This window comes from Mycobacterium sp. TH-M103 (genome assembly GCF_057473785.1).
On record NZ_JBYCLG010000215.1, the window covers coordinates 1 to 20642 of the forward strand.

Genomic DNA, 20642 nt, shown 5'->3' on the forward strand with positions numbered 1-20642 from the left:
GAGCGCCGAGACCGCCTCGTCGCAGACCAGCACGTCGGGCCGAAGGGCCAGGGCCCGGGCGATCGCGACCCGCTGGCGTTGACCACCCGACAGCTCACGGGGCAGCCGGCCCAGCACCGACGACGGCAGCGCCACCTGGTCGAGGAGTTCGCGCACGGCCCGCGCCCGCTCCTCGCGGTCTCCGATGCGGTGGATCCGCAGGGGTTCCTCGATGGCGCGGAACACCGTGTACCTGGGATCCAGGCTGGCGTAAGGGTTTTGGAAGACCGGCTGCACCCGCCGGCGAAACGCGAGCTCGGCGTCCCGGCCCAGGCTGCCGTCGATGCGGGTGCCGTCGAACACCACCGTGCCCGCGCTCGGTTCCAGCAGCCCGAGCACCATGCGCGCCAGGGTCGACTTGCCGGATCCGGATTCTCCGGCGATCGCGAGCGTGCCCGCCCGGCGCAGCCGGAACGACACGGCGTCGACGGCCCGGAACTCGGTGCGCCGCCACGGCGCCCCCCGCGACTCGCGGTAGACCTTGCTCAGCCCCGACGCGACGAGGATGTCGCCCGTGGCCGTGCCGGCCGCCTTCCGGCGCGGGCTGCGAACCGTCAGCGACGGCGCCGCGGCGACCAGCCGCCGGGTGTACTCGTGTTGCGGATTTTTCAGGATCGCCGCTGCGGCACCGGATTCCACAACCGCACCACGGTGCACGACGACCACCGACTCGGCGCGTTCGGCGGCCAGCGCCAGGTCGTGGGTGATCAGCAACAGGGCGGTGCCCAGCTGCGCGGTGAGCCGCTGCAGGTGGTCGAGCACCTGCCGCTGGACGGTGACGTCCAGCGCGGACGTCGGCTCGTCGGCGATCAGCAGGCGGGGCCGCCCGGCCAGCCCGATCGCGATCAGCGCCCGCTGGCGCATGCCGCCGGAGAGCTGGTGCGGATACTTGCCGGCCTGCCGCTCGGGATCCGGCATCCCTGCCTCGCCGAGCAACTCCACTGCACGCCGTCGCGCCGTGCGGCCACCGGCGTTGGCCCGCAACGCTTCCCGGATCTGGAATCCGACGCTCCACACGGGGTTGAGGTTGGTCGCCGGATCCTGGGGCACGTAGCCGATCGAGCGGCCCCGGATCGACCGCAGCAGCCGGGGGCCGGCTGAGGCGATGTCACGCCCGTCGAAAACGATGCGCCCGGCTGTGATTCGCCCGCCCGGGGGCAGCAGCCCGAGGATGGCGGCGGCCGTCGTGGACTTCCCCGAGCCGGATTCGCCGACGACGGCGACGGCCTGCCCAGGCAGCACGCTCAGGTCCAGCCCGCTTACCACCGGCTGCTCACCGAACCTGACCTCCAGGCCCTGCACCGACAGCAGCGGCGCCGGTGGAGCGGTCACGGCCGCACCGCCCGCGACGCCGGATCCAGCGCGTCGCGCAGCGCGTCGCCCATCATCATGAAGGCCAGCACCGTGACCGCCAGGGCGCCGGCCGGGTAGAACAAGATGGGCGAGCCCGAGCGCAGGCGGGTCTGCGCGACGTTGATGTCGCCGCCCCAGGAGACCACCGACGCCGGCAGCCCGATCCCGAGGTAGGACAGCGTGGCCTCGGTGACGATGAACAGACCCAGGGCGATCGTGGCCACCGCGACCACCGGCCCCAGGGCGTTCGGCAGCGCGTGCCGCAGCAGTGTCTGAAAGTTGCTCATCCCCAACGCCCTGGCGGCAAGGACATAGTCGGCGGCCCGGACCTCCAGCACCGCACTGCGGGCGATCCGGGCGACCTGCGGCCAGCCGAACAGGGCCAGGATCGCGATCACCGTCCACACCGTGCGCTGGCGCAGGACCTGCATCAGCACGATGGCGGCCAGCAGCAGCGGCAGCCCGAAGAACACGTCGGCGACGCGGGAGACCACCGCGTCCAGCCAGCCGCCGTAGAACCCGGCCAGCGCGCCCAGTGCGCCGCCGACGACGAACACCGCCAGGGTGGCGCCGAGCCCCACGGTCACCGAGGCCCGCGCCCCGTAGACGGTGCGCGCGTAGATGTCGTGGCCCTGCAGGTCGGTGCCAAACCAGTGGGTCGACGAGGGGGGCAGCAGGCTCTGGGCGGGGTCGGCGTAGGTCGGGTCGGCTCCGGTGAACAGACCCGGGAACGCGGCGACGGCCATGATCAACAGGATCAGCGCGGCGGCGACGACGAACTTGGGACGCCGGCGCAACCCGGCCCACGTGTCGCGCCAGAAGCCCCCCTCACCCATAGCGGATCCGCGGGTCCAGCGCGGCATACAGCAGATCCACCGCCAGGTTCGTGACCAGGTAGACCAACACCAGCACCGTCACGATCGACACCACCGTCGGCGCCTCCTGCCTGGTGACCGCCTGGTACAGCACGCCGCCGACGCCGTGGATGTTGAAGATGCCCTCGGTCACCATCGCCCCGCCCATCAGGGCCCCCAGGTCCGCACCCAGGAACGTCACCACCGGAATCAGCGAGTTGCGCAGGATGTGCACCGCCACGACGCGGGGCCGCGACAGCCCCTTGGCGGTGGCGGTGCGGACGTAGTCGGTGTGGGCGTTGGCCGCGACCGCGGACCGGGTCAGGCGCAGCACGTAGGCGAACGACACCGATCCCAGGACGATCCCGGGCAGCAGCAGGCGCGTGAACGTCGACCGCTCGCCCACCGTGACCGGTGCGACCCCCAGCCAGATGCCGAACACGAACTGGGCCAGGAAGCCCAGCACGAAGATCGGGATCGCGATCAGGATCAGCCCGGTGACCAGCACGGTGGCATCGAAGACCCCGCCCTGGCGCAGCCCGGCGGCCACCCCCAGGCCGACACCCAGCACGGCCTCGACGGAAAGCGCGATCAGCGCCAGCCGCAACGTGACCGGAAAGGCATGCGCCAGAACGTCGCTCACCGGCAGGCCGGAGTAGGAGCGGCCCAGGTCGCCGTGCAACACGCCGCCCAGGTAGCGCAGGTACTGCAGCAGGAACGGGTCGTCGAGGTGGTAGCGGGCCCGCAGTTGCGCGGCCACTTCCGGTGTCAGCGGCCGGTCCCCGGCGATCGCAGCCACCGGGTCTCCGGGCAGCAGGAACACCATGCCGTAGATCAGCAGCGTGGCCCCGAGGAAGACGGGCACCATGGCGGCGATCCGGCGCACGACGTACCAGCCCATCGCATCAAGCCTTGACGATGCGCTCGTAGTCGGGCAGGCCGTTCCAGGTGACCGCGACTCCGCTGACCCGCGACGACCATCCCACCACCCCGATGTAGTCCCACAGCGGGACGACGGGCATGTCGCGCAGGAGGATTCGCTGCGCGTCGTTGGCCAGCGCGTCGGCCTGCCGCAGGTCGTGCGCCGCTTCGGCGGTCGTCAGCGCCGAGTCGAACTTCGCGTCGGAGTAGCCGACGTCGTTGGAACCGGCGCCGGTGGCGAACAGCGGGGCGAGGAACTCGATCATCGACGGGTAGTCGCCCTGCCAGCCGGCGCGGAAGGCGCTGCCGATGGTGTGGTTGGTGATCTGGGTGCGGAACCCGGCGAACGTCGGCTGCGGGGCCCCGACGGCGTCGATGCCCAGGACGTTCTTGATGCTGTTGGCTACGGCGTCCACCCACTCGCGGTGGCCGGCGTCGGCGTTGTAGGCGATCACGTAGCGGCCGCTCCACGCCGAGATCCGGTCGGCTTGCGACCACAGCTTGCGAGCCCGGTCGGGGTCAAAGTCCAGCGCGTCGTTGCCGGGCAGGTTGGGGTCGAAGCCGGGTAGCGACTGCGCAGTGAAATCCCTTGCCGGGCTGCGTGTTCCGGCGAATATCTGCCGGCAGATCTGCGGCCGGTTGATGGCGGCCGACAACGCCAGACGCCGCAGCCGGCCCTCCTCGCCGCCGAAATGCGGCAGCCGCAGCGGGGTGTCGAGGGTCTGGTTGATCGCCGCCGGGCCGGCAGCGACGCGCTCGCCCAGGTCGCGCTTGTAGATCGGCAGCGCGCTGGGCGGCATCGTGTCCAGGACGTCGAGGTTGCCCGACAGCAGATCGGCGTAGGCGGTGTCGAGGTTGGAGTAGAACTCGAACCGCAGGCCCTTGTTGTGCGGCTTGCGGTTTCCGTGGTAGCCGGGGTTGGGCTGCAGGTCGATTCGGACGTTGTGCTCCCAGGCGGGGCCGTCCGGGCGGTCGGCGAGCTGGTAGGGCCCGTCGCCGATGGGGTGGCGGCCGAAGGCGGCCATGTCCCGGAACGCCGCGGCCGGCAGCGGATAGAACGAGCTGTGGCCCAGCCGCAGTTTGAAGTCGATGGTCGGCGCCTTCAAACGGACGGTGAATTCCAGGTCGTCGACCACGTGCAGCCCCGACATGGTGGTCGGACCCGTCTTCTCGCCGGCCGCCCGGCCGGCGACCTCGTCGAACCCGTCGATCGGGCTGAAAAAGCTTTGCTGCAGTTGGGCGTTGGCGCCCAGCGCCCCGTAGTTCCACGCGTCGACGAAGGAGTGGGCCGTCACCGGGGAGCCGTCGGTGAACGACCAGCCCGGCTGCAGGGTGATCCGGTAGTTGATGTTGTCGGTGGTGTCGATCGAGGCGGCTACCTCGTTGGCCGGCATCCCGTTGGCGTCGTAGGACACGAGCCCGGCGAAGAGCCGGTCGATGATCCTGCCGCCGTTGCTGTCGTTGGTGCCGGTCGGGACGAGCGGGTTGGGCGGCTCACCGCCGTTGACCACCACCAGATCGGGGCTCAGTATCCCGCCGCCACACCCTGCCAGCGAGCCCAGCGGCGCCAGCGCCAGCACTACGGCGGCGACCAGCACCAGCCGTGCCCGCATCCAACGCATGACACCCGACCCTAAGCGAAGGGCGGCGGCGCGCGCGTCACTCGGGGGTCAGGGGGTGCACCTGCAGCAGGCAGGCGTCGATGCTGACCGGCACCATCAGCACCTCGGTGGTGTCGGGCGGGTTGACGAGCAACTCGGTGTAGGTGGGACACGGGCCGCCGTGCTCGTCGACGGCCAGGCTTTCCACGACGGCACGGCCCCCACTCGACAGCGACAGGGTGACCGCGGGTGGCACGTCGACGCCGGGCGGCAGCCCGCCCATGTACCCGCGCAGGGTGGGTTCGACATGGACCAGCGGGCCGCCGGTCCCGGTGTCCACCCCGGGATAGCCGGTCAGGGTGCACGGGTCCGCCCCGCCGGCCAGGGTGAAGATCAGGGTCAGTGCCCGGTGGCCCACGGCGCCCTCGGCCGGGGTCCCCGTCACCGCAATCTGGTCCGACCAGCACGGCGGCGGCTCGTCGGTGCCCTCGGCCGGCGCGGCCCCGGCCGGGGCTCCCAGCAGGGTGCTGGCCGCGCAACCGGCGACAGCCGCGGCAAACCCGCGGATCGGGCGGCGGACGGGCCGCGCGTGGCGCGCCGGCACACCGGCGATTATCCGCTATCGGGGCCCCCTTTGACCTCGGAATGACGCGCGCGGCCGTATCATCGCGGGGCTAGGCTCACTAGACGGTCGGCGGGTCCGCGCCGGCCGAGTCGATTCGCGGGCCCAGCAAACGGCCGTACCTCGACTTAGGAGCAAGCCCGTGACCGCCACCGGTACCGAAGGCCCGGCGTCGTATCCGCCGCCACCGCAGTTCGCCGAGCAGGCCAATGCCCGCGCGGAGATGTACCGCCAGGCCGAGGCCGACCGGCTCGGCTTCTGGGCCGCGCAGGCCAATCGGCTGTCCTGGGCGGCGCCGTTCACCGAGGTGCTGGACTGGTCGGCGGCGCCGTTCGCCAAGTGGTTCGCCGACGGCAAGCTCAATGTGGCCTACAACTGCGTGGACCGTCACGTCGAGGCGGGCCACGGCGATCGGGTCGCCATCCACTGGGAGGGCGAACCCGGCGACAGCCGCAGCCTGACCTATGCCGATCTGCACGCCGAGGTGTGTAAGGCGGCCAACGCCCTGACTGGCCTGGGCCTGGTCGCCGGCGACCGCGTCGCGATCTACCTGCCGATGATCCCCGAAGCGGTGATCGCGATGCTGGCCTGCGCCCGGTTGGGCATCATGCATAGCGTCGTCTTCGCCGGTTTCACCGCAAACGCGTTGCGGGCCAGGATCGCCGACGCCCAGGCCAAGCTGCTGATCACCAGCGACGGGCAGTTTCGCCGCGGCAAACCGGCGCCACTCAAGGAAGCGGCCGACGAGGCCACCGCGCCCGGCCCGGACGGACCGAGCCCGGTGCAGCATGTTCTGGTGGTGCGTCGCACCGGGATCGAGGTGCCCTGGACCGAGGGACGCGACCTGTGGTGGCACGACGTCGTCGAATCCGCTGCCGCCGAACACCTCCCGGAGCCCTTCGATGCCGAGCAGCCGTTGTTTCTGCTCTACACCTCGGGCACCACGGGCAAGCCCAAGGGGATCGTGCACACGACCGGCGGCTATCTCACGCAGGCGTCCTACACCCACTTCTACGTCTTCGACATCAAGCCCGAAACCGATGTCTTCTGGTGCACGGCCGACATCGGCTGGGTCACCGGGCACACCTACGGCGTCTACGGCCCACTGTCCAACGGGGCCACCGAGGTGCTCTACGAGGGAACCCCGGAAACACCCACCCCGCACCGTCATTTCGAGATCATCGAAAAGTACGGGGTGACAATCTATTACACCGCGCCGACGCTGATCCGCACGTTCATGAAGTGGGGGCGCGAGATCCCCGACGCGCACAACCTGTCCAGCCTGCGGTTGCTGGGGTCGGTCGGCGAGCCCATCAATCCCGAGGCGTGGCGCTGGTACCGCAAGGTGATCGGCGCGGACAGCATCCCGATCGTGGACACCTGGTGGCAGACCGAGACCGGCGCCGCGATGATCTCCCCACTGCCGGGAGTTGCTGCGGCCAAGCCGGGTTCGGCGATGACGCCGTTGCCGGGCATCTCGGCCAAGATCGTCGACGATCACGGCAACCCGCTACCGCCCGGCGGCAGGCAGGGCGAACACGCCACCGGGTACCTGGTCCTGGATCAGCCGTGGCCGTCGATGCTGCGCGGCATCTGGGGCGATCCCGAACGGTACGCCGAGACCTACTGGTCGCGGTTCGCCGAGCACGGCTGGTACTTCGCCGGCGACAGCGCCTGGTACGACGCCGACGGCGCGATCTGGGTGGTGGGCCGGATCGACGATGTAATGAACGTCTCCGGTCACCGCCTTTCGACCGCCGAGATCGAGTCGGCGCTGGTCGGCCACTCGTCGGTCGCGGAGGCGGCCGTGGTCGGGATGACCGACGAGACCACGGGACAGGCGATCTGCGCCTTCGTCGTCCTGTGCGCCGACGTAGCGGTCCACGACGGGGTCGTCGACGAGTTACGCGCCGAGGTGGCACGCGAGATCTCGCCGATCGCCAAGCCCCGGGAGGTGCACGTGGTCCCGGAGCTGCCCAAGACCCGCAGCGGCAAGATCATGCGCAGGCTGCTGCGCGACGTCGCCGAGAATCGCGAACTGGGCGACACCTCGACTCTGCTGGACCCCGGCGTGTTCGACGCGATCCAGGCCGAAAAGTAGCTCAGGCCGCCGAGATCGGCGCGAACCCCGCGCCGGGACGGTGTTTGGCGTTGATGTCGGCCATGATCGCGCTGAACGACTGCACGACCGCCGGGGTGTGCAGCGGAATGTATTTGATGATGCAGGTCGGCAGGCTGTCGGTGAAGGCCCCGTGGATCATGCCGACCAGCATGTTGTTGACGGTCACCGGCGCGCCGGAGTCGCCGGGCCGGCCACAGACCTGCATCACGATGGTGCCGGGGTCCTGGCCGGGGCCCCAGGTGACGCCGCAGGAGTTCCCCGTCGTGCGGCCCTGCTTGCAAGCGATCTGACCGAAGGCCGGGTCCTCGCCGATGCCGTCGATCGGGAAGCCGTTGTAGTCGGCCACCGGTGTCACCTTGGCGGGATCGAACTTGATCACCGCGTAGTCGAGGTTGTCGTTGCCTGCGACCATGATGCCCAGCGGGCCTCTGTTCTCGTTGGCCTCGCTGGCGACCTTGGCGCCCGGACCGCCGCAGTGCGCCGAGGTGAACCCGATCAGCTCGCCGGCGGAATCGTTGCCGATCGTGGTCAACGTGCACATCGTGTCGCCGTTGATGACGATGCCCGCGCCGCCGCCCATGGGGACCTTGTCGCCGGCGGCCGCCGGCCCGGTCGGCAAACCGAGGGCCAATAACACGGCCACCATCGCCGCCAGGAAGCAACGGTGCACCGTCTGCAAAGCAACACTCCCATCAACCGGCCCCACATTTCGAGGGGCTCGATAAGTCTAGTCCGCCGGGACGCCGGACCTCCGGCGTCGGCGCGCCCAGCAAACGGGGCCCTGAGCTTCTTGCGCCGCAAAAGGGTTCGGCGCCAACTGTATGTCGTCCGCGAGGTCGTCGCTGTCCACGCGGTTGTGCGGTAACCTTCGGCATCGAGGAGAGCCGAAACCCGAAGCGAACGAAACTCAGTAGGCGGTCGGAAGAGAATGGACAAAGGCGGAAGGCTTGGCAACCCGATGCACCTGACGTCAGGAACGTTTTCGCAGCGTCGACCCACAGAGTTCTCTCAGATTGAGCGCTGCTCGAACGGGCATTTATTGAGCATGAGTCAATGGCGCATCCCCCAATTGCTGGGCGCCGCCGCCCTCGCAGCCTGCGGCTTGGCCAGCGCGCCCGTCCCGTCCGTATCCGCCGCCTCCTGCCCCGCCGAACAGGTGGTGTTTGCCCGGGGCACCGGTGAGCCGCCGGGCATCGGCCCCGTCGGCGAGGCGTTCGTCAACCAGCTGCGCTCCCGCGTCGGCGCGAACGCACTCGGCGTGTACGCGGTCAAATACCCCGCCAGCGACCAGTGGGACACCGGCATCGACGGTGTCAGGGACGCCGGCGCACACGTCGTCTCGATGGCCAAGAACTGCCCCAACACCAAGATGGTGCTGAGCGGGTACTCGCAGGGCGCGGCCGTGATGGGCTTCGTCACCTCGCCGGAGGTGCCCGCCGGCGTCGATCCCGCCACGGTGCCCAGGCCGCTCGCGCCCGACATCGCCGACCACGTGTCATCGGTCGTGCTGTTCGGGTTGCCGAACGAGAGGGCCATGAGCTTCCTGGGCGAGCCCCCGGTGACCATCGGCCCACTGTATGAGCCGAAGACGCTCGAGCTGTGCATCGACAACGACCCGGTCTGCTCCGACGGGCTCGACTTCGCCCTGCACAACCCGGATTCCTACGAGGACGGAATGGTGGCCAGGGGAGCCGACTACGCCGCGAGCCACCTCTGACCGCTGGGTTCAGCCGCAGTTGTGGTGGCTCGACCCCGGCGCTCGCGGTTCTCGGCTGACCTCGTCCGGCGACGCACCGCATGGCAACATGAACCGCGACGACGCGTGCCGGGCAATCGAGTCCACGCGACGACGCGGGCCGCCACGGCCCGAGGAGCAGCCGGGCAATTGAGGAAAGAGGACCGTCCGTGAGCAGAGCCGATCGCAAGAACGGTGTACCCAGCACGCTGACCACCATCCCGTTGACCGATCCGCACGCCGGACCCGCCGAGCCCTCGATCGGTGACCTGATCAAAGACGCGAGTGCCCAGGTGTCCACGCTGCTGCGCGCCGAGATCGAACTGGCCCGCGCCGAGATCACCCGCGACGTCAAGAAGGGCCTGACCGGCAGCGTGTTCTTCATCGCCGCGCTGGTGGTGCTGTTCTATTCCACGTTCTTTTTCTTCTTCTTCCTCGCCGAGTTGCTCGACACCTGGCTGTGGCACTGGGTGGCATACCTGATCGTGTTCGCGATCATGGTGGTGTTCGGGTCGCTACTCGCCCTGCTGGGCTTTTTGAAGGTGCGCCGGATCCGCGGGCCGCGCGAGACGATCGAATCGGTCCGCGAGACCCGCACCGCCCTCACCCCCGGCCACGACAAGGCGGGCGCCGAGCGGCGCGGCAGGCACGAGACGCCGGACAGCGGCGCACCCTCCGACACCTCGGGCTGGTAGGTGGCAGCGCCGGATCCGTCGATGACCCGCATCGACGGGCCATGGCGGCATCTGGACGTGCACGCCAACGGCATCCGATTCCACGTGGTCGAGGCATCGCCGGCCACCCCGCCGACAGGCCAGGACGCGGGCACCCCGGCCACGGCGCGGCCGTTGGTGATGCTGCTGCACGGATTCGGCTCGTTCTGGTGGTCGTGGCGCCATCAGCTGCGAGGACTGAGCGGCGCGCGGGTCGTGGCGGTCGACCTGCGCGGCTACGGCGGCAGCGACAAGCCGCCGCGCGGCTACGACGGCTGGACGCTCGCCGGTGACACCGCCGGACTGATCCGCGCGCTCGGGCACTCCTCGGCGACCCTCGTCGGCCACGCCGAGGGCGGGCTTGCGTGCTGGGCGACCGCGCTGCTGCATTCACGCCTGGTGCGCGCGATCGCGCTGATCAGCTCGCCGCACCCCGCCGCCTTGCGCCGGTCCGCCCTGAGCCGGCGGGATCAGGGGTATGCGCTGCTACCCATGCTGCTGCGCTACCAGCTGCCGCTGTGGCCGGAGCGCCTGCTAACCCGGGACGACGCGGCCGAGATCGAGCGCCTCGTAGCCAGCCGCAGCAGCGCGAAATGGGTGGCTTCCGAGGACTTCTCCCAAACCATCCGCTACCTGCGGACCGCGATCCAGATTCCGGCGGCCGCCCATTGCGCCCTGGAGTACCAGCGCTGGGCGGTGCGCAGCCAGCTGCGCAGTGAAGGCTGGCGGTTCATGACGTCGATGTCCCAACAGCTCGGGGTGCCGTTGCTACACCTGCGCGGTGACGCGGACCCCTACGTGCTGGCCGACCCGGTGGACCGGACGCAGCGGTACGCCCCGCACGGGCGTTACCTGTCGGTCGCCGGCGCGGGACACTTCAGCCACGAAGAGCTGCCCGACGAGATCAACGGGCAGCTGACGAAGTTCCTCGGCCAGGTGCACTGGGTCAGCTGACGCAGGCCCCGGTGCTCACCCCCTGGGTGTCGCCGATCCGGGACAGCTGCCCGGCGACCTCGTCGGCTGTCAGCACGAACCCGGTATCGGGGTCGTCGACGGCGGCGCCGAACACCACGCCGAGCACATGGCCGTTCAAATCGATCAGCGGCCCACCCGAATTGCCTTGCTCCACATTGGCTCTGATGGTGTAGACGTCGCGGGTGACCGGTGTGGGATCCCGGTAGATGTCGGGACCGGTGAGCTTGATGATCTCGCGGATCCTGGCCGGGGTCGCGGTGAAATTGCCGCCGCCAGGATAGCCGAGCACCACGACGTTGGCGCCGGTCTTAGCCTGGGTCTGGGCGAAGGCCAGGGGCGGCGGCGGCAGGTGCGGGACGGCGAGGATGGCGATGTCGACCGCGGGGTTGTACGACACCACGGTGGCGTCCAGCGGGTTGCCGCTGGCGTAGACCTGGACGCTGTTGGACCCGGCCACCACGTGGGCGTTGGTCATCACCCGGTCGGGCGCGATGACGAAGCCGCTGCCCTCGAGCACCTTCTGGCAGCTGGGGGCCAGGCTGCGCACCTTGACGACGCTCGGCGCGTCGGCCGTGACCGCCGGGTTGGTGGCGAGGGCCGGATCCGGGGACGCGACCGGGATGACCGGGGTGCGGCTGAAAGGCTCGAGCACCGCGGGCAGTCCCGAGGTGTTCAGCAGCGCCGACAGGCGCTTGGGCACCGTCTTCAGCCAGGGCGGGGCGACGTCGTTGACCTGCGCGAGCACCCGGGAGCCCCGGACCGCGGCGGCCAGCTCCGGCTGGTCCTTCGACTGGGTCAGCGGCGTGGCCAGCAGCCAGGCCGCGGTCAGCACGACCACGAGCTGGACCCCCACCCCGATGACGGAGTCGACGGTCCGGACGACGCGGCTGTGGATGGCCCCGCGCACGGCCCGACCCAGCACAACACCGGCCACCTCGCCGACGACCACGAGCGCCAGGATCAGGAACAGTGCGGTGAACAGCTTGGCGCGGGGGGCGGCGATGTGGCTGACGATGTGGGGCGCCAGCAGCACCCCGGCGATCGCACCGAGCAGCACCCCGGCGAACGACAGCACGGAACCCAGTGCGCCGGAACGCCATCCCGAAACGGCCGCGATGAAGGCGACCGCCAGGACGGCGATGTCCAGCCACTGCGAGGGGGTCATCGAGTTCAGGCTCATCGGGCCGGCCCACCCTGGTCGTCGACCAGCGACATGGCCTCGTCCAACTCGCGCAGGTCGGTGGTGTCCCAGGGCCGGGCCCACCCGGCGACGTCGAGCAGGGCGGAGATCACCTGGCCGGTGAAGCCCCAGACCAGCATCTCGTTCAGCAGAAACGCCGGCCCGGCCCACCGGTGGCCGAGGTCGCCGCGGTACACCATCAGCCGGTTGGCGGGGTTGACGAACGCGCGCACCGGGACCCTGGCCACGACCGCGGTCTCGGCCCGGTCGACGACCGAGACCGGCCCGGGATCCGGCGAGTAGGCCAGCACCGGGACCACATGAAACTGCGACGGCGCGATGAACAACCGTTCCAGGGTGGCCAGCGGCTGCAGCCGGGCCGGGTCGATGCCCGTTTCCTCGCGCGCTTCGCGCAGGGCGGTGGCCACGGGACCGTCGTCGGTGGGGTCGGAGGCGCCGCCGGGGAACGCCGCCTGCCCGGCGTGGTGGCGCAACGTCGCGGCGCGCACGGTGACCAGCAGGTCGGCCTCGTCGGGGATGCCGCCGCCGGCGGGCCCGGACTCCGGCCCGGAGAACAACACCAGCACCGCCGCGTCGCGCCGTTCGCCGCCCGCGGACGCCGCGCCGGAGGTCAGCATCGCCAGCACGTCGGCCGGCAGCCGGCGCCGGTACGCGTCGGGAATCCGGCCGAGGTTGTCGATGAGGGGGCGCAGCCACGGCGGGCAGAGTTCGGACGTAACGGGATCCGTCCCCTGCGTGCGGGCGGTACCCCAAGCACTCACCGCCACCTCCACTGGGTTCCCGACCGCCCGTCCGTCTCCGGCTGCCGCCTCATCGCTCCTGGTCTCCGACCGCGGCCGCGATCTCGTCGGCGCTGGCGAAAGCGCGCGGCAGCGTCTGGGCAACGCTACCGTCCGGCCGCAGTACCACCGTCGCTGGCATCACGTTAACCACCCGCAGGGCCGCCGCCACGCGGCGCCGACCGTCCTGCAGGGTCGGCAGCCGAACCCCCAGCTCCGCCAGCCGCAGCAGGGCGGCCGTCTCGTTCTCGTCCTGGTGCACGGTCAGCACGGTCAGGCCCGGCCCGGCCCGGCGCGCATACTCGGCCATCGCGGGCAGCTCGGCGGTGCACGAGGCGCACCAGTACGCCCAGAAGTTCAGCACCACCCGCCGCCCGGCCAGCGCCCGGCCGACGTCGACGACGGACCCGTCGGCGGCGCATTGCACCGTGACCCCCCGCAGCGCCGCGGGGCCGGGACCGCCGGCAGGTGCAGGACAGGGCCGCAGGTCCGCTCGCCGCCGCGGTCCCGCCAGCGCGGCCGGGGTGTCGGCGTCGCGGTGCTCGCGGCCGGCGCCGGCGTCGGTCGCCGCGGGCCCCGGGGCGTCGTCGCGCAACTGGGCCACCAGCGCGGCCGCCAGCGCCACCACCACCGCCACGATCGCGATGGTCCAGCGCGTGCTGCGGGTCAAGGCCGTGCTTACAGCCCGGCCAGGGCCAGCAGGTGCTCGGCTTCGGGGCCCTTCACCAGCGGCGCGGCGAGCAGCGGTTCGGTGGGACCGAGCCCAAAGGACGGGCAGTCCTTGGCGAGCAGGCAGACGCCGCACGCCGGCTTTCGCGCGTGGCACACGCGACGGCCGTGGAAGATCACGCGATGGCTCAGCATCGTCCACTCGGTGCGCTCGATCAGCGCACCCACGGCGTGCTCGATCTTGACCGGATCTTCCTCGGCGGTCCAGCGCCACCTGTCCACCAGCCGCTTGAAATGGGTGTCGACGGTGATGCCCGGGACACCGAACGCGTTGCCGAGGATGACGTTCGCGGTCTTGCGCCCCACCCAGGGCAGCGTCACCAGGTCGGCCAGCGTGGACGGCACCTCGCCGTCGAACCGTTCGACCAGTGCCTGCCCGAGGCCGATCAGGGCGGTGGCCTTATTACGGAAGAAACCGGTCGGGCGGATGAGCGCCTCCAGTTCGGCGCGGTCCGCCTGCGCGTAGTCCAGCGCCGAGGAGTAGCGCGCGAACAGCGCCGGCGTGGTCAGGTTGACCCGCTTGTCGGTGCTCTGCGCCGAGAGGATCGTGGCCACCGTCAGCTCCAGCGGCGTGGTGAAGTCCAGCTCGCAATGGGCGTCTGGGAAGGCCTTGGCCAGGGTGCGATTCATCCGGCGTGCCCGTCGCACCAGCCCGGTGCGGGTTTCTTCGGCCCACCGCCGCTCGGCCTTCGCCGCTATCACCTACGACAGAGTACTGATTTCGGCAGAGTACTGATTTCGGCAGAGTACTGATTTCGTGATCTGACCGAGACCTCGTGTTGCTGCACCACCATGTTTACTTTCCCTGTGTCATGGTTGCTGGTGGCCTGCGTGCCGGGGCTGCTGATGCTGGCGACGTTCGGCCTCGGGCGGCTCGAACGCGACCTGTCCGGCCGGCCGCTCGCGATCACCGCGTCAGACGAGTCACCCGGGCCCGCCGAGGCCATGGACATGCGCACGCCGGCCCACGACGGCATGCCCGAGGCGCTGGAGTATTTGCATCTGCGACGGGAGCGGCGGGAACTGGAAGCCCCGCCGGCCGGGGGGCGGCACGCCGCGCCCGGGTTCGCCCCCGACTGCTACCGGCTGGGCGAGTTCGTGTCGCCCGCGCCGCGACACACCCATCCACGCGGCAATCCGCAGTTTAAGACCCCGGGATATGTCAATCGTGTGTAGCGTTGGCACGTTGGACACTCCGGTGTACCTCTAGACTCGACACGCGAGCAAGAGGTTAGCCTGTCTACATCACATCGTTGGAAAGCTGAAGAGGGCAACGTGGACGAGATCCTGGCAAGGGCAGGAATCTTCCAAGGGGTCGAGCCCGGCGCGGTCGCCGCGTTGACGAAGCAACTGCAACCCGTCGACTTCCCCCGCGGACACACGGTCTTCGCCGAGGGAGAACCCGGCGACCGGCTGTACATCATCATCGCCGGCAAGGTCAAGATCGGCCGGCGCTCACCGGATGGCCGGGAGAACCTGCTGACCATCATGGGCCCCTCGGACATGTTCGGGGAGTTGTCGATCTTCGACCCCGGCCCGAGGACGTCCAGCGCGACCACCATCACCGAGGTGCGCGCGGTCTCGATGGACCGCGACGCGCTGCGGGCGTGGATCGCCGACCGGCCCGAGATCGCCGAGCAGCTGCTGCGCGTGTTGGCCCGGCGCCTGCGCCGGACCAACAACAACCTGGCCGACCTCATCTTCACCGACGTGCCCGGGCGGGTGGCCAAGCAGCTGCTGCAGCTGGCCCAGCGTTTCGGCACGCAGGAGGGCGGCGCCATGCGCGTCACCCACGACCTGACCCAGGAGGAGATCGCCCAGCTGGTGGGGGCGTCCAGGGAGACGGTGAACAAGGCGCTGGCCGACTTCGCCCATCGCGGCTGGATCCGCCTGGAGGGCAAGAGCGTGCTCATCTCGGACTCCGAGCGGCTGGCCCGCCGCGCGCGCTAGGCGCTTGGCGCCGAGATCGACGTTCTGCAGACGCCCACTCGCACTTTCGCTGCGAAACGTCAATCTCGGCGCAGGTAGTCCAGCTGAGCCTGGACCGACCATTCGGCAGCTTCCCAGAGCTTCTCGTCGACGTCGACATAGACGTGCTCGACGACCCGGCGCGCGCTGGCGTCCTCCCCCAACTCGCGTAACGCAGCGCGCACCTGTTCGAGCCGCTCCTGGCGATGCATCAGGTAGCCGGACGCGGCGGCCTCCAGGTCGGGTAGTTCGGGGCCGTGCCCGGGCAGCACCGCGCGTCGGCCCAAACCGCGCAGCCGCCGCAGCGACTCCAGGTAGTCGAGCAGGCTGCCGTCCTCCTTGTCGATGACGGTGGTGCCGCGGCCCAGCACGCTGTCCGCCGTCAGCACCGCGTCATCGAGCACGAACGTCAGCGAGTCGGCGGTGTGGCCGGGAGTGGCCAGCACCGTGATACACAGGCCCGCCGCGTCGATCACCTCGCCGTCGGTGAGCTCGCCGCCGAGGCCGCGCAGAAATCCGCTGCCGGCCGAGCGGACCGTCGCGCCGGTCAGCTCGACCAGCTTGTCGATGCCCTCGGTGTGGTCCCCGTGGCGGTGGCTGATCAGCACCAGCGCGACGCGGCCCAGCGTGGCGATGCGGGCGATGTGCTCGTCGTCGTCGGGACCCGGGTCGACGATCACCAGCTCATCGCTGCCGGGGCCGCGCAGCACCCACGTGTTGGTGCCCTCGAGCGTCAACGGCCCGGGGTTGTCGGCCAACAGCACAGAGGCCGTGTCGGTGACCGCCCGCAACCGCCGGTAGGCGGGATGGGTCAGCGGCTCGTCGGCCCCGGTCGCGGCCGTCAGGCCACCTCCACGATCAGCTCGACCTCCACCGGCGCGTCCAGCGGCAACTCCGAAACGCCGACCGCCGAGCGCGCATGCGCGCCCCTGTCGCCGAAAACCTCGGCGAGCAGTTCGGAGGCCCCGTTGACCACGCCCGGCTGGCCGTTGAAGCCCGCTGCGGAAGCGACGAACCCGACGACCTTGACGACCCGGGTCACCGCGTCGATCCCGACCAGCGCGTTCACGGCCGCCAGCGCGTTGAGGGCGCACACCCGCGCCATCGCCTTGGCCTCCTCGGGGGTGACCGCGGCGCCGACCTTGCCGGTCGCGGCCAGCTCGCCCGCCTTCATGGGCAGCTGACCCGACGTGTAGACGAGGTTTCCGGTGCGCACCGCCGGTACGTATGCGGCCAGCGGCGGCACCGCCTCGGGCAGCGTGATGCCGAGCTGGTCGAGCCGGGCCGATGCACTCATCCTTTGGGGCGCTTCAGGTACGCGACATGCTGTTCGCCGGTGGGCCCGGGCAACACCGCCACCAGCTCCCAGCCGTCGGCGCCCCATTGATCGAGGATCTGCTTGGTGGCGTGCGTCAGCAGCGGAACCGTTACGTACTCCCATGCGGTCGGTTGACTCATGGCGTGAGCCTATCGGTCGACCCCGATCTGCGGGGGGCCGGAGTCGCTCGGGCTAGCATGCGAAGGTGGCAACCACTTCCGGCACTCCCGGCAGCAACAGCGGCGGTAGTCCCGTGGGCTGGCCGGCGCGCCTGTCCAAGGCCCGGCTGCATTTCGTCACCGGCAAAGGCGGCACGGGCAAGTCGACGGTGGCGGCCGCCCTGGCGCTGACGCTGGCCGCGGGCGGCCGCAAGGTCCTGCTCGTCGAAGTCGAGGGCAGGCAAGGGATTGCGCAGTTGTTCGACGTGCCGCCACTGCCGTACCAGGAGCTCAAGATCGCGACGGCGGAGCGCGGCGGCCAGGTCAACGCGCTGGCGATCGACATAGAGGCGGCGTTCCTGGAATACCTGGACATGTTCTACAACCTCGGCATCGCGGGCCGGGCGATGCGGCGCATCGGCGCCATCGAGTTCGCGACGACGATCGCGCCCGGTCTGCGCGACGTGCTGCTCACCGGCAAGATCAAGGAGTCGGTGGTGCGCGTCGACCGCAACAGGCTGCCGGTGTACGACGCGGTCGTGGTGGACTCGCCGCCGACGGGCCGCATCGCGCGCTTCCTGGATGTCACCAAGGCCGTGTCCGACCTGGCCAAGGGTGGGCCGGTGCACTCGCAGAGCGAGGGCGTGGTCCGGTTACTGCACTCCGAACAGACCGCCATCCACCTTGTCACCCTGCTCGAGGCGCTGCCGGTGCAGGAGACGCTGGAAGCCATCGAGGAGCTGGCCGAGATGGAGCTGCCGATCGGCAGTGTGATCGTCAACCGCAACATCCCCTCGTATCTGGAGCCGCGCGATCTCGCCAAGGCCGCCGAGGGCGCGATCGACGCGGACTCGGTTCGGGCCGGCCTCGAGATGGCCGGAATCACGCTCGGCGAGGCCGACTTCGCCGGCCTGCTCACCGAGACCATCGAGCATGCGACCCGCATCACCGCGCGCGCCGAGACCGCCCAACAGCTCGACGCGTTGCAGGTGCCCCGGCTCGAACTGCCGGCGATCTCCGACGGCGTCGACCTCGGCAGCCTTTACGAGCTTTCGGAATCGCTTGCCCAACAGGGGGTTCGATGAGCGTCACACCGACAGTCCTTGACATGAAGGCGATCCTGTCCGACATGTCGAACCGCGTCGTGGTGTGCTGCGGCGCCGGTGGCGTGGGCAAGACCACCACGGCCGCCGCGCTGGCGTTGCGTGCGGCCGAATATGGCCGCAACGTCTGCGTTTTGACGATCGACCCGGCCAAGCGGCTGGCACAGGCGTTGGGCGTCAACGAACTCGGCAACGTCCCGCAGCGGGTGCCGCTGGCCCCCGAGGTCACCGGGGAGCTGCACGCGATGATGCTCGACATGCGCCGCACGTTCGACGAGATGGTGGTCCAGTACTCGGGAACCGAACGGGCGCAATCGATTCTGAACAACCAGTTCTATCAGACCGTCGCCACGTCGCTGGCCGGCACGCAAGAGTACATGGCGATGGAAAAACTGGGGCAGCTGCTGGGCCAGGACCGCTGGGACCTGGTCGTGGTCGACACCCCCCCGTCGCGCAACGCGCTGGACTTCCTGGACGCGCCGAAGCGGCTGGGCAGCTTCATGGACAGCCGGCTGTGGCGGCTGTTGCTGGCACCCGGTCGTGGCATCGGTCGACTGGTAACCGGCGCAATGGGTTTGGCGATGAAAGCGCTCTCAACCGTGCTCGGTTCCCAGATGCTCGGTGACGCAGCCGCATTCGTGCAGTCGCTGGACGCCACCTTCGGGGGGTTCCGGGAGAAGGCCGAGCGCACCTACGCGCTGCTCAAACGGCGGGGGACGCAGTTCGTGGTGGTGTCGGCGGCCGAACCGGACGCGCTGCGCGAGGCGGCGTTCTTCGTGGACCGGCTCTCGCAGGAGAGCATGCCGCTGGCCGGGCTGGTGCTCAACCGCACTCACCCGACGCTGTGTTCGCTGCCGGTCGAGCGGGCCGTCGACGGCAGCGAGACGCTGGAGGCCGCGCTCGGTTCGGGACAGGATTCGGAGGCCGCGGCGCTGGCGGCGGCGGTGCTGCGGATTCACGCCGACCGCGCGCAGACTGCCAAGCGGGAGGTGCGGCTGCTGTCGCGGTTCACCGGCGCCAACCCGCACGTGCCGATCGTGGGGGTGCCGTCGTTGCCGTTCGACGTGTCGGACCTGGAGGCGCTGCGCGCGCTGGCCGACCAGCTCACCGCCGCGGCGGGCTGAAGCCGGCCTTATTGCACGCGCGATAGTTCCGGCCGCGAATTCGTCCCATGCACAAGCCAGTTCGACTGCGCACGGCTGTAACAGGGTCGTAATCAGAGGCAAGCGGCGATTGCCGCTCGGATCGAGGGGTCAGCCGACGCTGCGGTTGCGACGCTTGTCGAAGAAGTCCGCCCAGGACACCACGTCGGGGTGTTGCTTCAGCAGCGCCCTGCGCTGACGCTCCGTCATGCCGCCCCACACGCCGAACTCCACCTTGTTGTCCAGCGCGTCCGCCCCGCACTCCTGCATGACCGGGCAGTGACGGCAGATCACCGCGGCTTTGCGCTGGGCGGCGCCCCGCACGAAGAGTTCGTCGGGATCGGTGGTCCGGCACAGCGCCTTCGAAACCCAGGTGATTCGTTCTTCGGCGTCGACGCTGCGGAGTACGCCTTGCGCAGCCGCGATGTTTGTCCGACGCGCGGCGGGCCGTGTTCCTGACACGAGTCGTTCCCTTCCTGCCCGGCCGCCTTCCGCGGCCGCCCTCCTCGGGTGCAGACCCGACTGCGATCTACGCCACACTATCCACGACGGTGTTAGCCGAATCTCACCGTGTGTATAAGTTAGGTGGTCAGGTGGCAATTGCGCAACAGTCTCATAACCTTTTTTTGGGACGCGCGTGCCGTCCTGCGCGGTAGCCTACGACCAGACGTACCATCACGCACCCCGGCGGGAGTGTACGACCGGTTAAGTCGGCGCGAATATCACTCGAGCCGGGGGCAACATCCCTGGTCAGCGAAATGCTTAGTCGTTCTGCCGGTCCGGCGGGGCGGCTGAGGCGGCATCGGGGAAACCGTGGCCCGCTACTCTAGTACCCATGCCAGACCGCCCCCCAGCAGGCCTCACGGTTCTCAAGCTCGCCGGATTCTGCCTGTTGGCCGGTGTGGTCGCGACCGCCCTGATGTTCCCGGTGGCCGGCGGTGTGGGGCTGATGTCCAATCGCGCCTCCGAGGTCGTCGCCAACGGCTCGGCGCAGCTCCTCGAGGGTGAGGTGCCGGCGGTCTCGACGATGGTCGACGCGAAGGGCAACACCATCGCCTGGCTGTACTCGCAACGCCGGTTCGAGGTGCCCGGCGACAAGATCGCCAACACCATGAAGCTTGCGATCGTCTCGATCGAGGACAAGCGTTTCGCCGAGCACAACGGGGTGGACTGGAAGGGCACCCTGACCGGGCTGGCCGGGTATGCGCGCGGGGACGTCGACACCCGCGGCGGTTCGACCATCGAGCAGCAGTACGTGAAGAACTACCAGCTGCTGGTGACGGCCCAGACCGACGCCGAGAAGCGCGCG

The 20642-nt window shown here is 70.0% G+C and carries 22 protein-coding genes and 1 pseudogene; 9 read left to right on the plus strand and 14 right to left on the minus strand.

Annotated features, from left to right (window positions below):
* The 5 genes from AC2VOR_RS12360 to AC2VOR_RS12380 all read right to left on the minus strand — a co-directional run.
* Positions 1–1371, minus strand: a 1371-nt coding sequence (locus AC2VOR_RS12360; RefSeq protein ID WP_486963872.1) for an ATP-binding cassette domain-containing protein, incomplete at its 3' end; no start/stop codon positions are given.
* Positions 1368–2228: an ABC transporter permease gene (locus AC2VOR_RS12365; RefSeq protein WP_486963873.1), complete on the minus strand. Its 861-nt coding sequence runs from the start codon at positions 2226–2228 to the stop codon at positions 1368–1370. The genes AC2VOR_RS12360 and AC2VOR_RS12365, both read right to left, overlap by 4 nt.
* The gene (locus AC2VOR_RS12370) at positions 2221–3147 is read right to left on the minus strand and encodes an ABC transporter permease (RefSeq protein ID WP_486963874.1); all 927 of its coding nucleotides are present in this window, start codon (positions 3145–3147) and stop codon (positions 2221–2223) included. Before AC2VOR_RS12370 ends, AC2VOR_RS12365 begins: the two co-directional genes overlap by 8 nt.
* A gap of 4 nt (positions 3148–3151) precedes the next feature.
* Positions 3152–4789 (minus strand): peptide ABC transporter substrate-binding protein, encoded by a 1638-nt coding sequence (locus AC2VOR_RS12375; RefSeq protein ID WP_486963875.1) that lies wholly within the window; start codon positions 4787–4789, stop codon positions 3152–3154.
* Between the two features lie 37 nt (positions 4790–4826).
* Positions 4827–5372, minus strand: coding sequence for a DUF4232 domain-containing protein (locus tag AC2VOR_RS12380; RefSeq protein WP_486963876.1), 546 nt, complete (start codon positions 5370–5372; stop codon positions 4827–4829).
* A 160-nt stretch (positions 5373–5532) separates the two neighbouring features.
* On the opposite strand from AC2VOR_RS12380, the gene acs reads away from it, so the two are divergent.
* Positions 5533–7491: an acetate--CoA ligase gene (gene acs / locus AC2VOR_RS12385; protein WP_486963877.1), complete on the plus strand. Its 1959-nt coding sequence runs from the start codon at positions 5533–5535 to the stop codon at positions 7489–7491.
* Between the two features lies 1 nt (position 7492).
* Here the strand turns inward: acs and AC2VOR_RS12390 are convergent, their stop codons facing one another.
* Positions 7493–8191: a chymotrypsin family serine protease gene (locus tag AC2VOR_RS12390; protein WP_486963878.1), complete on the minus strand. Its 699-nt coding sequence runs from the start codon at positions 8189–8191 to the stop codon at positions 7493–7495.
* Between the two features lie 366 nt (positions 8192–8557).
* On the opposite strand from AC2VOR_RS12390, the gene AC2VOR_RS12395 reads away from it, so the two are divergent.
* The 3 genes from AC2VOR_RS12395 to AC2VOR_RS12405 all read left to right on the plus strand — a co-directional run bounded on the left by AC2VOR_RS12395 (position 8558) and on the right by AC2VOR_RS12405 (position 10914).
* A complete protein-coding gene (locus AC2VOR_RS12395; RefSeq protein WP_486963879.1) occupies positions 8558–9229 on the plus strand; it encodes a cutinase family protein in 672 nt (223 codons plus the stop codon).
* Positions 9230–9417: 188 nt separating this feature from the next.
* Positions 9418–9942: a phage holin family protein gene (locus AC2VOR_RS12400; protein WP_369736637.1), complete on the plus strand. Its 525-nt coding sequence runs from the start codon at positions 9418–9420 to the stop codon at positions 9940–9942.
* A complete protein-coding gene (locus tag AC2VOR_RS12405; RefSeq protein WP_369736635.1) occupies positions 9943–10914 on the plus strand; it encodes an alpha/beta fold hydrolase in 972 nt (323 codons plus the stop codon).
* On the opposite strand, the gene marP is transcribed toward AC2VOR_RS12405, so the two are convergent.
* The 4 genes and pseudogenes from marP to nth all read right to left on the minus strand — a co-directional run bounded on the left by marP (position 10907) and on the right by nth (position 14274).
* Positions 10907–12100 carry an acid resistance serine protease MarP gene (marP, locus tag AC2VOR_RS12410; RefSeq protein ID WP_369736633.1) on the minus strand — a complete coding sequence of 398 codons (1194 nt, stop codon included), beginning with the start codon at positions 12098–12100 and terminating at the stop codon, positions 10907–10909. The two genes, AC2VOR_RS12405 and marP, sit on opposite strands and share 8 nt — an antisense overlap.
* An 11-nt stretch (positions 12101–12111) precedes the next feature.
* Positions 12112–12893, minus strand: a pseudogene (locus tag AC2VOR_RS12415) (NUDIX hydrolase).
* Positions 12894–12946: 53 nt separating this feature from the next.
* Positions 12947–13585, minus strand: a complete 639-nt coding sequence (locus AC2VOR_RS12420; protein WP_369736631.1) for a TlpA disulfide reductase family protein — start codon at positions 13583–13585, stop codon at positions 12947–12949.
* An 8-nt stretch (positions 13586–13593) separates the two neighbouring features.
* Positions 13594–14274: an endonuclease III gene (gene nth, locus AC2VOR_RS12425; protein WP_369741395.1), complete on the minus strand. Its 681-nt coding sequence runs from the start codon at positions 14272–14274 to the stop codon at positions 13594–13596.
* A gap of 162 nt (positions 14275–14436) precedes the next feature.
* On the opposite strand from nth, the gene AC2VOR_RS12430 reads away from it, so the two are divergent.
* Positions 14437–14820 (plus strand): hypothetical protein, encoded by a 384-nt coding sequence (locus AC2VOR_RS12430; RefSeq protein ID WP_369736630.1) that lies wholly within the window; start codon positions 14437–14439, stop codon positions 14818–14820.
* A gap of 99 nt (positions 14821–14919) precedes the next feature.
* Positions 14920–15594 (plus strand): cAMP-activated global transcriptional regulator CRP, encoded by a 675-nt coding sequence (gene crp, locus AC2VOR_RS12435; protein WP_369736628.1) that lies wholly within the window; start codon positions 14920–14922, stop codon positions 15592–15594.
* Between the two features lie 59 nt (positions 15595–15653).
* Here the strand turns inward: crp and AC2VOR_RS12440 are convergent, their stop codons facing one another.
* The 3 genes from AC2VOR_RS12440 to sp36 are packed head-to-tail and all read right to left on the minus strand — an operon-like array spanning position 15654 to position 17070.
* Complete coding sequence (locus tag AC2VOR_RS12440; protein ID WP_369741394.1) at positions 15654–16457, minus strand: MBL fold metallo-hydrolase; 804 nt, start codon at positions 16455–16457, stop codon at positions 15654–15656.
* Complete coding sequence (locus AC2VOR_RS12445; RefSeq protein ID WP_369736626.1) at positions 16454–16909, minus strand: RidA family protein; 456 nt, start codon at positions 16907–16909, stop codon at positions 16454–16456. The genes AC2VOR_RS12440 and AC2VOR_RS12445 overlap by 4 nt, the downstream gene beginning before the upstream one ends.
* The gene (sp36, locus tag AC2VOR_RS12450) at positions 16906–17070 is read right to left on the minus strand and encodes a Sp36 family protein (RefSeq protein ID WP_369736625.1); all 165 of its coding nucleotides are present in this window, start codon (positions 17068–17070) and stop codon (positions 16906–16908) included. Before sp36 ends, AC2VOR_RS12445 begins: the two co-directional genes overlap by 4 nt.
* 65 nt (positions 17071–17135) lie before the next feature.
* On the opposite strand from sp36, the gene bagA reads away from it, so the two are divergent.
* Entirely contained in the window at positions 17136–18173 is a 1038-nt protein-coding gene (gene bagA, locus AC2VOR_RS12455) for an ATPase BagA (RefSeq protein WP_369736624.1), read from the plus strand.
* A complete protein-coding gene (bagB, locus tag AC2VOR_RS12460) occupies positions 18170–19315 on the plus strand; it encodes an ATPase BagB (RefSeq protein ID WP_369736623.1) in 1146 nt (381 codons plus the stop codon). Before bagA ends, bagB begins: the two co-directional genes overlap by 4 nt.
* Positions 19316–19444: 129 nt before the next feature.
* Here the strand turns inward: bagB and AC2VOR_RS12465 are convergent, their stop codons facing one another.
* Positions 19445–19795 (minus strand): WhiB family transcriptional regulator, encoded by a 351-nt coding sequence (locus tag AC2VOR_RS12465; RefSeq protein ID WP_369736622.1) that lies wholly within the window; start codon positions 19793–19795, stop codon positions 19445–19447.
* A gap of 373 nt (positions 19796–20168) precedes the next feature.
* On the opposite strand from AC2VOR_RS12465, the gene AC2VOR_RS12470 reads away from it, so the two are divergent.
* Positions 20169–20642 (plus strand): transglycosylase domain-containing protein (locus AC2VOR_RS12470; RefSeq protein WP_486963880.1); only part of this gene is annotated, 474 nt, incomplete at its 3' end.

Bases quoted from the DNA above. Each gene is read 5' to 3' on its own strand.
- AC2VOR_RS12365 (WP_486963873.1), bottom strand. From the start codon at position 2,228: ATGGGTGAGGGGGGCTTCTGGCGCGACACGTGGGCCGGGTTGCGCCGG.
- AC2VOR_RS12370 (WP_486963874.1), bottom strand. From the start codon at position 3,147: ATGGGCTGGTACGTCGTGCGCCGGATCGCCGCCATGGTGCCCGTCTTC.
- AC2VOR_RS12375 (WP_486963875.1), bottom strand. From the start codon at position 4,789: ATGCGTTGGATGCGGGCACGGCTGGTGCTGGTCGCCGCCGTAGTGCTG.
- AC2VOR_RS12395 (WP_486963879.1), top strand. From the start codon at position 8,558: ATGAGTCAATGGCGCATCCCCCAATTGCTGGGCGCCGCCGCCCTCGCA.
- marP (WP_369736633.1), bottom strand. From the start codon at position 12,100: ATGACCCCCTCGCAGTGGCTGGACATCGCCGTCCTGGCGGTCGCCTTC.
- nth (WP_369741395.1), bottom strand. From the start codon at position 14,274: ATGAATCGCACCCTGGCCAAGGCCTTCCCAGACGCCCATTGCGAGCTG.
- AC2VOR_RS12430 (WP_369736630.1), top strand. From the start codon at position 14,437: ATGTTTACTTTCCCTGTGTCATGGTTGCTGGTGGCCTGCGTGCCGGGG.
- AC2VOR_RS12445 (WP_369736626.1), bottom strand. From the start codon at position 16,909: ATGAGTGCATCGGCCCGGCTCGACCAGCTCGGCATCACGCTGCCCGAG.
- sp36 (WP_369736625.1), bottom strand. From the start codon at position 17,070: ATGAGTCAACCGACCGCATGGGAGTACGTAACGGTTCCGCTGCTGACG.
- bagB (WP_369736623.1), top strand. From the start codon at position 18,170: ATGAGCGTCACACCGACAGTCCTTGACATGAAGGCGATCCTGTCCGAC.